Source organism: Microbacterium trichothecenolyticum (assembly GCF_030818955.1).
Classification (GTDB): domain Bacteria; phylum Actinomycetota; class Actinomycetes; order Actinomycetales; family Microbacteriaceae; genus Microbacterium; species Microbacterium trichothecenolyticum_B.
In genome coordinates, this window is the sequence record NZ_JAUTBF010000001.1 from 1447948 (window position 1) to 1460180 (window position 12233).

Genomic DNA, 12233 nt, shown 5'->3' on the forward strand with positions numbered 1-12233 from the left:
CATCGGCCCCCAGATCTCCGCCCGTTCCGGGCGGGAAGTCTTAGCCTGCGATCCGCTGCCGCAGGTCGGCGAGACGCGCCGAGACGCTCGCGTCGATGACGTCGTCGGCGATCTGCACGCGCAGCCCGCCCACCACCGTCGGGTCGATGACCGTGTTCAAGGTCACCGTTGCGCCATAACGCGCGCCGAGGGCGTTCTGCAGGCGCGTGGCCTGCACCTCGCTGAGCGGGGCGACGGCGTGCACCGTCGCCACGACGCGTCCGCGCTGCTCGGCGACGAGCTTCTCGGCCCAGCGCAGGAGCGAGCGCACACGACGTTCGCGCGGCTGCTGGACCAGCGACGACGCGACGAGCACGGTGGCCTCGCTCACGCGCCCCTGGAGCAGCGAGGTGACGAGGGCCCCCTTGGCCGCCGGCTCGCCCACGCGGCTGCCGAGAGCGAGCTCGAGATCTCCGTTGGCGGCGACGGTGCGCGAGAACTGGAACAGCTCTCCTTCGATGTCGCTGTGCGTGTCGGCCACGGCCGCTGCACGGATCGCCAGCTCTTCGAGCCCGTCGATCAGCTCGCTCACGCTCGACCAGCGCTGCTCGACGACGGTGCGCAGCAGCGCGACCGTCGTCGGAGCGAACGACGGGCCGAAGACGGCCGTGACCACGTCGGCGCGCGCCGAAGCAGGCGCCGACGAATCGGCCAGCGCGCCGCTCAGGTGCGACGACGAGTCGACGGTGCGCGCCGCGGCGAACAGCTCGCGGGTGACGTCGAGGTCGACACCGGTCGCGGCGCCGAGGGCGCTCGCGACGGCGGCCCGTGCCTGAGTGGTCGCGCTGCCCATTACTTGGCCGCCTTCTCGGATGCCTCGAGGTCGGCGAGGAAGCGGTCGACCACGGCCTGCGCCTTGGCGTCGTCGGAGAGGCTCTCACCGATGACGTTGCCGGCCAGGTCGACGGCGAGCGTGCCCACCTCGGCGCGGAGCGAGACGAGAGCGGTCTGGCGCTCGGCCTCGATCTGCGTGTGCGCGGCCGCCGTCAGACGTGCGGCCTCCGACGAGGCGGTCTCTTTGGCCTCGGCGACGATCTTGCGACCGTCTTCACGAGCGGCCTCGCGGATCTCACCGGCCTCCTTGCGGGCGGCGGAGAGCTGCGCGGTGTACTCCTCGAGCGCGGCCTCGGCCTTGCGCTGGGCCTCGTCGGCCTTGGCGATGTTGCCCTCGATCGCAGCGCTGCGCTGGTCGAGGACCGCGCCGATGCGCGGCAGCGCGACGCGCCACACGACGAAGGCGATGATGACGAAGCAGACGAGCGACCACGTGATGTCGTAGACGGCCGGCAGCAGCGGGTTGCCCGCGCTGTCGTGCCCTTCCTCGGCTGCGACCGTGACAAGAGCCTGAAGCATCCTGTCTCCTTACTCGGGGATCGGGTGGATCAGAGCGCGCCGAAGATGAAGGGCGTGGCGATGCCGATCAGCGCGAGGATCTCGATGAAGGCGACACCGATGAACATGGTGGTCTGGAGGCGACCGGCGAGCTCGGGCTGACGAGCGGTCGACTCGATGGTCTTGCCGATCATGATGCCGAGGCCGATGGCCGGGCCGATGGCAGCGAGACCGTAGCCCACGGTCGCGATGTTGCCCGTGACCTGAGCGAGAATCGTCGTTGCGTCCACTGAGGGTTTCCTTTCGTAGGGCGAACAGCCGGGCGGCTGGTCGTCAGTGCTCTTCCGCCACCGCGAGCTGGATGTAGACCGCGGTGAGGATCGTGAAGACGTAGGCCTGCAGCAGCGCCACGAAGACCTCGAAGAGGGTGAACGCGAACCCGAGGGCGAGCGTTCCCGCGGCGAGCGGGGTGAGCAGGTTGAAGCTGAAGAAGAAGAACTGGGTGGCCGAGAAGAACAGCACGAGCATGAGGTGCCCGACGATCATGTTCAGCAGCAGTCGGAGGAACAGCGAGACCGGGCGGGCCACGAAGACCGAGATCAGCTCGACGATCGCGATGATCGGCACGAGGTAGATCGGCACCCCGCTGGGGACCAGCGAGTTCTTGAGGAAGTGCCCGAAGCCGTGACGACGGATGCCGGCGTACACGAACGCGACGTACGCGGTGAGCGCGAAGACGAGAGGCGCACCGGCGACCGAGGTACCCGGGATGTTGAGGAACGGGATGACACCGGTCAGGTTGAGCGCGAGGATCGTGAGGAACATCGCGGTCAGCAGCGGCAGGAACCGCTTGCCGTCCTTCTCGCCGAGCACCTGGAAGGCGATCTGCTCGCGGATGAAGCCGAAGCCCAGCTCGATGACGCTCTGGAAGCGACCGGGAACGACCGTCAGACGGCGCGTGCCCAGCACGATGATGAGCACCATCACCGCGGTGGCGAGCAGCTGCACGAGCGTGATGCGCGTGACCGCGAAGGGCGTGCCCGCGAACAGCAGTTCGGGCGGGAAGAAGTCCGAGATGGACGGCGGGTGGAATGTGTTCGCGTCAGCAGTGATGTGCGCGATCGTATTCGCCTGAGTCAACGGGGTGGCTCCAGCTTCTCGAGCCGCAGTGAAGCGGTTCGGGGAGGGTGGGAAACGTCTCTCCCCGGGGCCTCGGCGTCACCGCCGCACACCGGCCGAGGTGCGTAGGACCACCCTAGCAAAGATCGCCGGGTTTGCGGCATCCGGTTGTGGTCAGACCTCATTCGGGTCGCTGTGCGTGGGCAGCACCGTCTCGGAGACGGCCGGCAAGCGCATGCGCGAGATCACGATGAGATCGACCACGAGCGAGCTCACCGCGGTGGCCAGCAGCGCGAAGAAGAACACGGGTGCGACCACCCAGTCCAGGCGTAGCAGCACCAGGAACGCAACGATCACGAGCACGAACTTCAACAGCCAGCCGCCCAGCACGACGCCGAAGAAGATCTGCAACCAGGCGGGGTGGCCGTAGAACCGGTTGGCGACGAGGATGCTCACGGCGGTCAAGGCGGGGAAGATCGCGCCGACGGCCGCGCCCACTCCCCCGCTCAGTGCGCCGTTGCCGCCGGCCACGAGCGCGCCGACGCCGACAGCGACCACGAGGACGACCACGGCCACCACGGCAGACCAGATGAGCGCGGCGCGCAGGACGGGGGTACTGGAGAGCGGGGCGGTCATGACGTTTCCTCACGGACGGGGCGACGCGCGAAGCGTCGGGACGGAAGCAGGGTCAGCACCACGCATGCGGCGACGCCGACGACGCCGAACACGATGCCGAAGGCGTAATCGCCGGGCCAGCTCTGCTGGGTGCCGATGTACATGAGCAGGAAGGCCAGGCTGACCACGGCGGTCCAGCTGTAGAAGATGAGCACCGCGTCGCGGTCGGTGTGCCCCATGTCGAGCATCCGGTGATGCAGGTGCTTGCGGTCGGGCGAGAACGGAGAGCGCCCGGCCCACTGGCGACGGGCGACCGCGAGGCCGAAGTCCAGCAGCGGCAGCAGCACGATGACGACTGGCAGCAGGATGGGGATGAACGCTCCCAGCAGCTGCGATCGACCGATCTTCTCGGGATCCAGCACCGCCGGGTCGAGCTGGCCCGTGATGGCCACGGCCGAGCTCGCCATCAACAGGCCCAGCATGAGCGCGCCCGCATCGCCCATGAACAGTTTCGCGGGGGTCCAGTTCATCGGCAGGAAGCCCAGGCACGCTCCCACGAGCACGGCGGCGATGAACGAGGCGAGGTTGAAGTAGGTGCTGGCGCCGGTGTCGCGCACGAGCAGATACGAGTAGGCGAAGAACACCCCGTTGGCGATGAGACACACGCCCGCGACGAGACCGTTCAGCCCGTCGATGAAGTTGACCGCGTTCATGACGACGACCAGCGCGAACACCGTCAGCAGGAAGCTCACCCAGCTCGACCCGACCGTGAGGGCACCGATCGGCAGCGAAAGGATCTGCAGCTGCCCGAACCAGGCGATCACGCCCGCGGCGATGAACTGTGCGCCGAGCTTGATCATCCAGTCGAGGTCCCAGAGATCGTCGACGACGCCCACCACCACGATGAGCAGCACCGCCCCGAGTAGCGAGAGGACGGGCACCGGATCGGTCCAGAAGATCGAGAAGTAGGGGTTTCGGCTCGACAACGCGAACGCGGCGACGACCCCCAGGAACATCGCCACCCCGCCCAGGCGCGGCGTGGGCGTCTTGTGTACGTCGCGGTCGCGGATCCCGGGGTACAGCTTGAAGCGCAGCGCGAGCTTCCACACCACCCACGACAGCGCCAGCGTCACCGCCGCGGTGAACAGGATGGTGAGGAGGTACTGGGTCACGGACCCGGGGCCTCGGCATCCGGGGTGTCGCCCACCGGCGCTGACGTCGCAGCGGGGGCGTCGCGGGCGTCGACCGGGTCGTCCTCGAGCAGATCGCCGAGCACCTCGCGCAGGCGTTCGCGTGAGATGGCGCCTTCGCGCAGCACCCGCACCCGCGGCTCGGTCCCGCCCACCAGCGTGGTGGCGTCGACGATGGTCGAGGCGATACCGGTCTCGCTCACGCCCGCGTCGAGGTAGGCGGCCACGCTCTCGCCCAGCATGTCGCGGGCCGCGTCGATGTCGACCGCGGCGGGCATGCCGGTGAGATTGGCGCTCGAGACGGCGAGGGGGCCGGTCTCTTCCAGCAGTTCGAGGGTGATCTTGTGCGCCGGCATGCGCACCGCGACCGTGCCGCGGGTCTCGCCGAGGTCCCACGACAGCGACGGCTGGGCGGGGAGCACGATGGTGAGCCCGCCCGGCCAGAACTCGCGAACGAGATCGTCGACCGCGGGAGGGATCTCGGCCACGAGGGCGCGGAGCGTGCCGACGCCGGCGACGAGCACCGGCGGCGGCTGCTGGCGCGTGCGCCCCTTCGCCTCGAGAAGGCCCGCGACGGCGCGCGCGTTGAACGCGTCCGCGGCGATTCCGTAGACGGTGTCGGTGGGGAGCACGACGAGTTCGCCTCGGCCGATCGCCTGACGCGCGTGGCGCATCCCGGGCAGCAGCTGCGACTCGTCACGGCAGTCGTAGACGGGTGACATGTCGCGCGCCAGTCTAGTCGCGCGACGCCGTGCGCGTGGTCATGGCCGCACGGCCGTGGTCGCGCGGTCCCTCGCGGTGAGGTCGGGATGCGTCGCCGCTGCACGCCAGCCGTCCGCGGCGAGGATCTCGCGGATCGCCGCCCCCTGCCACTCGCCGTGCTCGATGACGATCGTTCCGCCGGGATGCGCCAACCGCAGTCCGACGCGGCTCAGCTGCCGTACGGCATCCAATCCGTCGGGTCCGCCGTAGAGCGCCGCCGGCGGGTCGAACAGCCGCACCTCGGGATCGCGCGGGATCGCGTCGTCGGGAACGTAGGGGGGATTGGATGCCACGACCGAGACGGTTCCATCGAGCTCGGGGAAGGCGTCGGCGAGGTCGATGAAGGCGAGCGTGACGTTGCGCGCGCCGATACGGGCGACGTTCTCTTTCGTCCAGATGAACGCGTCGACGGAGTTCTCCGCCGCGTACACCCGCGCGTGCGGCACCTCGGTCGCCAGGGCCAGGGCGATCGCGCCACTGCCGGTGCCGAGGTCGACGGCGATCGGATTCTCGGATGCCACCGAACGCAGCGCGTCGATGGCCAACTGCGCCACCATCTCGGTCTCGGGGCGCGGCACGAACACGCCGGGGCCGACGGCGAGCTCCATCGAGCGGAAGGGCGCCAGACCGGTGAGGTGCTGCAGGGGCTCGCGTGCACAACGGCGGTCGACGAGCGGGGTCAGGGCCGCGGCGGCGGACTCCGGCATCCGGTCTCCGCGGATCGCGGCCGCCTGCACCCCACCGCGAGAGGAGTCGAGCACGTGTGCGACGAGGAGCTCGGCGTCGACGTGAGCATCGGGGACACCCGCGCTCGCCAAGCGCGCGGCGACGGCGCGCACGACATCGGCGACGGAGCCGGGGGTCGCGGGTGCGGGCGTCGCGGGAACGGGGGCCGGGAGGGTCTCACGCATGACGGGAGCCCAGTTTAGTCGCGCATCGTCATACGAACGTCGGGTGTCGGTGGGCTCACCTAAAATGAGGACGATTCGATCGACGGCGAAAGGCGAGCCATGCCCGGCATCCACTCCGACATCACCTCTGCGTTCGGCGACACGCCGCTGGTGCGCCTGAACCGCGTCGCGGAGGGGACCGAGGCGCAGATCCTGGCCAAGCTCGAGTTCTACAATCCCGCCTCCAGCGTGAAGGACCGCCTCGGCATCGCCATCGTCGACGCGGCCGAGGCCTCGGGCGAGCTGAAGCCGGGCGGCACGATCGTCGAGTCCACGAGCGGCAACACCGGCATCGCGCTGGCCATGGTCGGTGCCGCGCGCGGGTACAAGGTGATCCTGACGATGCCGGCCTCGATGTCGAAGGAGCGCCGCATCCTGCTGAAGGCGTTCGGCGCCGACCTCGTGCTCACCGACCCCACCAAGGGCATGTCGTACGCCGTCGAAGAAGCCAAGCGCATCGTGGCCGAGACCCCGGGCGCGGTGTGGGCCCGGCAGTTCGAGAACGAGGCCAACCCGGCCATCCACCGCAAGACCACGGCCGAAGAGATCCTCCGTGACACCGACGGCAAAGTCGACTACTTCGTCGCCGGCATCGGCACGGGCGGAACCATCACGGGTGTCGGGCAGGTGCTCAAGGAGCGCGTGCCCGGCGTGAAGGTGGTCGCGGTCGAACCGGCCGACTCCCCCGTGCTCACCAAGGGCCACCCCGGCCCGCACAAGATCCAGGGCATCGGCCCCAACTTCGTGCCCGCGATCCTCGACCGCGACATCATCGACGAGGTCATCGACGTCGAGTTCGATGACGCCATCCGCCTCGCGCGCGAGACCGCGGCCAAAGACGGCATCCTCGTCGGCATGTCGTCGGGCGCCGCGATCTGGGCAGCCCTCGAGGTCGCGAAGCGCCCCGAAGCCGCCGGCAAGAACATCGTCGTGATCATCCCGTCGTACGGCGAGCGCTACCTCTCGACCGCGCTCTACGAGCACCTGCGCGAAGACTGACGGTGGGGGTTCTCTCCCGCATCCGCGAAGACATCTCGTCCGCCAAGCTCCGCGATCCCGCGGCGCGCGGCGGGATCGAGATCGCCCTGCTGTACCCGGGTCTGCACGCGGTGTGGTCATACCGCGTCGCGAACCGCCTGTGGCAGCGACGTCTGCGGTTCGCGGCGCGGGCGCTCTCGCAAGCGACGCGATGGCTCACGGGGATCGAGATCCACCCCGGCGCGACGATCGGTCGACGTTTCTTCATCGACCACGGCATGGGCGTCGTGATCGGCGAGACCGCGGAAGTCGGCGATGACGTGATGCTGTATCACGGCGTCACCCTCGGCGGCCGGCAGCGCGAGGGCGGCAAACGGCATCCCACCCTTCACGATGGGGTCGCGGTCGGCGCGGGGGCGAAGATCCTGGGGCCCATCACCGTCGGCGCACGCTCGGTCGTCGGCGCGAACGCCGTCGTCACGCGCGACGCGCCCGCCGACAGCGTGCTGGTGGGCGTGCCGGCGAAAACCCGCTCACGTCGAAGCGGCGAAGACACGCGCGCCCTGCTGACGGCGCCGGAGTACTCGATCTGAACGCGGCGGGCTAAACCCCCCGGCTGTCAGGGTGAAAGCCTGCTCCGGCGGGTCAGGGTTCCACGCCGCGGGCGTTGGTCAGGGCATCCACGGTCGTCGACGCACGCGCACCGCAGCGTCCAGGCGACCGCCGCAGAGTCCCACCGAGGAGAACCCATGAGTCACGCCCGCATCACCAAGACGCTGTACCGCACCCGGGTCACCTCGACGAACGACGCGCAGCCGCGCGTCACGAGCGACGACGGCCGCCTCGATCTCGACATCGGCATCCCCGTCGACCTCGGCGGTCCCGGTGGCGACGGCACCGACCCGCAGCAGCTGTTCGGCGCGGCTCTCGCGAAGTGCTTCGGCGGCATCCTACCGCTCGCCCTCGACGACGATTCCGACATCGATCCGACGCGAGCGGTCATCTCCGCGGAGGTGGCGATCGGGCCCAGCGATATCGGGTTCGCGATCGCGGTCCGGCTCGAGGTGCATCTGCCCGGGGTCGACCTGGCGACCGCGCAAGAGCTGGTCGAGCGCACGCGTCGCCTGTGCCCGTACTCGCGCCTGTTGGAGGACCGCGTCGACTTCACGGCCGTCGCCGTCTGAGGTCTCCGCGACGCAGGTCTCCGCGTCCCGTACGGCGGCAGCTCCCCCGGGAAGCCGGACGAACACCTCTGTGCGGGCCCACCATCGCCGCGGGCCCGCACAGAAGCGGCTCGGTCAGACCGACAAGCGGTTCTCCGCCGCGGCCAAGTGGTCGTATCCGGGGGTGCGCAGCATCTCGTGCAGGTGGCGACGCCGCACGCCCATGTTGCCGCCGTCGTAGATCGGCAGGCACAGCACGTCTTGCATGATGTCGCCGAGCGGCACGCGGTCGCCGTAGGAGTCGACGCCTACCAGACGCATCGCGTCGTAGACGGTCTGCACGGCGAGCTCCGAGTTGTAGATCTTCGACATGTTCGACAGCTCGCGGTCCAGGCCCCCGGTCTTGTCGAAGTGGTCGGCGGCCTTCCACGCGAAGTACCGGCCGACCTCGATGCGGGTCTTGATGTCGGCGAGCATGTAGCCGGCGTTCTGGTGGTCGATGACCGGCACGCTGCCGGAGCGCTTCTCGGTCGAGACGAAGTCGTACGCGATCTCGAAGGCGCGGCGCATCTTTCCGACCGCCGCCGCGGCGATGCTGGAGCACGTCCACGAGAAGGCACCCTTGGTCAACGCCATCCCGTCGCCGGGGACGCCGATGAGGTTCTCCACGGGCACCCGGACATCGACGAAGTCCACGTACGGCGAGTTCGTGGCGAGGTGGCCGATCGTGTCGATGATGCCCGAGAACGTGACACCGGGCGTGCCCTTCTCGACGACGATGATCGCGAGCGACTCCGCCGGCGGCTTGGTCTCGTCGATGCGGCAGACGACGCTGATGATGTCGGCGCCCTCGTCGTCCCAGCCCGAGGCGTTGGTCGTGTACGCCTTCCGGCCGTTGATGACCCACTCGTCGCCGTCGCGGACGGCGAAAGTCTGCACGCCGTACTTGGGGTCGGGGTGGTCGAAGTTGGCGCCTCCCGCGGCCTCGGTGAACGCGATCGCCGCGAGAGCGGGACTGCCGTCGACGAAGGGTGCGAGGAAGCGCTCCTTCTGCTCGGGCGTGCCCGCCGTTATGATCGGGAAGGTGCCGAGACCGGTGCCGAGGACGATGGTCGGGGTGTTGATCTCGACGCGCGCGAGCTCCTCGCAGGCGAGGGCGAACTGCAGGTTGCTGAAGCGCTGCCCACCGTTCTCGGCGGGGATGAGTCCCTTGACGAAGCCGGCATCCACCATCTGCTGGTAGAAGGGCTTGAGGGCGCGGAACCGGTCGAGCGGGTCGGGAATCGGCGCGATGACGTCGGGGACCTGGCTGAGCACGGTCTCGGCGAACTCGCGCGCCTGCAGGCGGAGACCGAGCTGCTCGTCGGAGAGGGTGAAGTCGATAGCCACGGGTGTGCTCCTCGTTCGTTCGGGTGAAGGTCTGGGTAGCGTCGCAGCGCAGCGAACGGCCGAGATTGGATCCGCGTGCACGTCCACGAGGACGACAGTGCACGGCAGAGCGCGGTGAGCAGTTCGTTACCGGGATGACATGTGGCACGCCGCCCCGGGAAACAGGACGTTGCTCTGCTGTAGTGCGTCGACATCCGTACAGCGTCGAGGAGGAGCACATGCAGCGCTGGGACACGCGCGAGAAGCGCCCGTCGGAGCAGTACGCGTACTGGCGCGAGGTCGTGTGCGCGGCCTTCACCCCGCTGCGGCCGGCCGCGCGCGGCACCCACGACGACTGGACGCGCACCGGGCTCGAGGGGCATGTCGAGAGCCGCCCCTTCGGTCCGGTGAACGGTGCCGAGATCGCCACCTGCGCGCAGGTCATCCACCACGGCCCCGACGAGGTGAAGCGCGTCGACGACGAGGTCGTCTTCGTCAACCTGATGCTCGACGGGCGCTGCATCGTCGCGCAGGACGGCCGACGCAGCATGTCGGGTCCGGGGACGTTCTCTATCGTCGACGTCACTCGCCCGTTCTCTCTCGACTACCTCGACCCGTGGCGCACGGTGTCGTTTCGCGTGCCGGCGCGCGACATCCCCGACGGTCTTCGGGCGAACGCCACCGCGCGCACCTTCTCCGCCGGAAGCGGGCTCGGGGCGGTGATCGCCGACACGGTCCGCGCCTCGTGGATGCAGGCGTCGCGGATGAGCGCGGGCGAAGCGGATGCCGTGGGCATCGCGGTCGCGTCGCTGACCAGGGCGCTGTCCCACGCGTCGCCGACGGCGGCCGTCGCCGAGGAGGACGGCGGCGACGAGATTCTGCGGCGGAGCATCGAGCATCACCTCGAGCGCCACATCCGCTTCGTCGACACGTCGCCTGCCGCGATCGCTCGACATTTCGCCATCTCGGTGCGCAAACTTCACCAGTTGTACGAGAGCGCACCCCTCACCTTCGGGCAGACCGTGATGCGCCTGCGTGTGCTGGCCTGCGCCGACGACCTGCGTGCCGAGTGCGGGCGTGTCACCATGACGCACCTGGCGGCGAAGTGGGGCTTCAGCGACCTCTCGCACCTGCACCGTGCGTTCCGCCACCACCTGGGCCAGACTCCGCGCGAGGTGCTCGCGCAGCTCGACACGGGAGATCTCGCGCAGATGCGCGCGGGCTGACGGTTCTCGACGACGCTCGTCACGCGGCGGGCGGTGCGCAGCCGGTCACCAGAAGGGCACGCCGTAGGCTCGAACCATGACGCGCCCGCACGACCTGTCGCTCGTCGCGCAGGTGGCCGCCCTACGCGACGGCTCGCTCGATCCTCGCGACCTCGCGGCGCACTACCTCGACCGCATCACCCGGTTCACCGATCTGGGCGCGTTCGCCGAGGTGACCCCGGACGCCGCCCTGCGTCGCGTCTCCGCGCTCGTCCGACCCGCGCGCGGGTCGCTGTGGGGCGTCCCCCTCGCCGACAAAGACCTCGTCGCCCGCGCCGGCGTGCCCACCCGCTATGGCTCCCGCTCCCGAGCGCACCTCGTGCCCACGGCATCCGATCCGCTCGCCGAGGCCCTCGACGCCGCCGGCGCCGTCAACGTGGGAAAGACGAGCACGTCCGAGTTCGGGCTCACCGGGTTCACCGAGCCGCTCATCCACGCACCGGCGCGCGACCCGTGGAGGCTGTCCGCCGGGGCGGGCGGGTCCAGCGGCGGCGCTGCGGTCGCGGTCGCGGCGGGCCTGCTGCCCGCGGCGGTGGGCTCCGACGGCGGCGGGTCCATCCGCATCCCGTCCGCCACGGTCGGCGTCGTCGGGCTCAAGCCTTCGCGCGGCCGCCTGCCGATCGGTTCGGGCTTCGACTCTCCCGACGGTCTCTCGGTCACGGGCCCGATCGCGCGGACCGCCGAGGACGCAGGGCTGCTGCTCGACGCGCTCGTCGGGCTCGCACCGTTCACGTATGCCACCGCCGCCGCCGGTTCCGGTCCGTTCGTCGACGCCGCTCGGCGCCCGCCCGGACTCTTGCGGGTCGGTGTCACGACCGTGTCGCCGTGGGACGACGACGAAAACATCGTGCTGGACCCCGACGCGCGCGCCGCGTTCGAGACGGCCGGCGCCTGGCTGAGCGACGCGGGACACGACGTGACCGCTGCCGACTGGCATCCCTTCGGCTACGCCTCGCTCTTCCACGTGCTGTGGCGCGCGAGCGCGGCGAGGATTCCGTTGAGCGACGACGACATGACCCTCGTCGAGCCGCTGACGGCGTGGCTCGTCGCCGAGGGGCGCCGCCTGTCGGCGCTCGATCTGCTCGGCGGCCTCTCCTCCGCGCGGGCCTTCGAACGGCGCACGATCGCCGACTTCGCCGCTTTCGACGCGGTGCTCACGCCCGCCCTGGCGCAGAAGCCGCAGCCGGTGGGCGCGTACGCCGGGCACAGTCCCGAGCGCACGTTCGCGATGCAGGTCGAGTACGCGCCAGTATTCGAGCTTCGTCAACGTCGCCGGGCTTCCCGCCCTGACGCTGCCGGTGACCACCGATGCCATGGGACACCCCGTGTCGGTACAGCTCATCGGCCGTCCCGGCGGCGAGGCGACGCTGCTGTCGCTCGCCGCCCAGCTCGAGCACCGCCGCGGCCCTCTCCCCCACCCGCCCGTCTGGGACGCCTGACTTTCGCGCTGAC

At 69.9% G+C, this 12233-nt stretch carries 14 protein-coding genes and 1 pseudogene; 6 read left to right on the top strand and 9 right to left on the bottom strand.

What is annotated here, in order from left to right; translation table 11 throughout:
* Nucleotides 1-40: 40 nt before the first annotated feature.
* The 8 genes from QE412_RS06945 to prmC form a co-directional block, all read right to left on the bottom strand.
* Nucleotides 41-832 carry a F0F1 ATP synthase subunit delta gene (locus QE412_RS06945; protein WP_307481511.1) on the bottom strand — a complete coding sequence of 264 codons (792 nt, stop codon included), beginning with the start codon at nt 830-832 and terminating at the stop codon, nt 41-43.
* On the bottom strand, nt 832-1392 hold the full coding sequence (locus tag QE412_RS06950) for a F0F1 ATP synthase subunit B (protein WP_307481514.1): 561 nt from the start codon (nt 1390-1392) through the stop codon (nt 832-834). The genes QE412_RS06945 and QE412_RS06950 overlap by 1 nt, the downstream gene beginning before the upstream one ends.
* Before the next feature lie 29 nt (nt 1393-1421).
* Nucleotides 1422-1661 carry a F0F1 ATP synthase subunit C gene (atpE, locus tag QE412_RS06955; protein ID WP_055834851.1) on the bottom strand — a complete coding sequence of 80 codons (240 nt, stop codon included), beginning with the start codon at nt 1659-1661 and terminating at the stop codon, nt 1422-1424.
* A 43-nt stretch (nt 1662-1704) separates the two neighbouring features.
* Nucleotides 1705-2511: a F0F1 ATP synthase subunit A gene (gene atpB / locus QE412_RS06960; protein WP_307481516.1), complete on the bottom strand. Its 807-nt coding sequence runs from the start codon at nt 2509-2511 to the stop codon at nt 1705-1707.
* A gap of 153 nt (nt 2512-2664) precedes the next feature.
* Nucleotides 2665-3126 (bottom strand): hypothetical protein, encoded by a 462-nt coding sequence (locus QE412_RS06965; RefSeq protein WP_307481517.1) that lies wholly within the window; start codon nt 3124-3126, stop codon nt 2665-2667.
* Nucleotides 3123-4277 (bottom strand): MraY family glycosyltransferase, encoded by a 1155-nt coding sequence (locus QE412_RS06970; RefSeq protein ID WP_307481519.1) that lies wholly within the window; start codon nt 4275-4277, stop codon nt 3123-3125. Before QE412_RS06970 ends, QE412_RS06965 begins: the two co-directional genes overlap by 4 nt.
* Nucleotides 4274-5017: an L-threonylcarbamoyladenylate synthase gene (locus QE412_RS06975; protein WP_307481521.1), complete on the bottom strand. Its 744-nt coding sequence runs from the start codon at nt 5015-5017 to the stop codon at nt 4274-4276. Before QE412_RS06975 ends, QE412_RS06970 begins: the two co-directional genes overlap by 4 nt.
* 39 nt (nt 5018-5056) lie before the next feature.
* Nucleotides 5057-5968, bottom strand: a complete 912-nt coding sequence (gene prmC, locus QE412_RS06980; protein WP_307481524.1) for a peptide chain release factor N(5)-glutamine methyltransferase — start codon at nt 5966-5968, stop codon at nt 5057-5059.
* A 99-nt stretch (nt 5969-6067) separates the two neighbouring features.
* Here prmC and cysK point away from each other — a divergent pair, with 99 nt between their 5' ends.
* The 3 genes from cysK (at nt 6068) to QE412_RS06995 (ending at nt 8169) form a co-directional block, all read left to right on the top strand.
* The gene (cysK, locus tag QE412_RS06985) at nt 6068-7006 is read left to right on the top strand and encodes a cysteine synthase A (RefSeq protein WP_307481525.1); all 939 of its coding nucleotides are present in this window, start codon (nt 6068-6070) and stop codon (nt 7004-7006) included.
* A 2-nt stretch (nt 7007-7008) separates the two neighbouring features.
* Complete coding sequence (gene epsC, locus QE412_RS06990) at nt 7009-7578, top strand: serine O-acetyltransferase EpsC (protein WP_307481527.1); 570 nt, start codon at nt 7009-7011, stop codon at nt 7576-7578.
* Between the two features lie 156 nt (nt 7579-7734).
* Nucleotides 7735-8169 carry an Ohr family peroxiredoxin gene (locus tag QE412_RS06995; RefSeq protein WP_307481529.1) on the top strand — a complete coding sequence of 145 codons (435 nt, stop codon included), beginning with the start codon at nt 7735-7737 and terminating at the stop codon, nt 8167-8169.
* A gap of 114 nt (nt 8170-8283) precedes the next feature.
* Here QE412_RS06995 and QE412_RS07000 read toward each other — a convergent pair whose 3' ends face one another.
* Entirely contained in the window at nt 8284-9537 is a 1254-nt protein-coding gene (locus tag QE412_RS07000) for an acyl-CoA dehydrogenase family protein (RefSeq protein WP_307481531.1), read from the bottom strand.
* A 218-nt stretch (nt 9538-9755) separates the two neighbouring features.
* On the opposite strand from QE412_RS07000, the gene QE412_RS07005 reads away from it, so the two are divergent.
* From QE412_RS07005 to QE412_RS07015, 3 genes and pseudogenes are all read left to right on the top strand, one after another.
* Nucleotides 9756-10742, top strand: coding sequence for an AraC-like ligand-binding domain-containing protein (locus QE412_RS07005; protein ID WP_307481532.1), 987 nt, complete (start codon nt 9756-9758; stop codon nt 10740-10742).
* A 76-nt stretch (nt 10743-10818) separates the two neighbouring features.
* Nucleotides 10819-11922 (top strand): annotated as a pseudogene (locus tag QE412_RS07010) (amidase); the annotation flags it as partial.
* Between the two features lie 157 nt (nt 11923-12079).
* Nucleotides 12080-12220, top strand: coding sequence for a hypothetical protein (locus QE412_RS07015; RefSeq protein WP_307481534.1), 141 nt, complete (start codon nt 12080-12082; stop codon nt 12218-12220).
* The last annotated feature ends 13 nt before the right edge of the window (nt 12221-12233 follow it).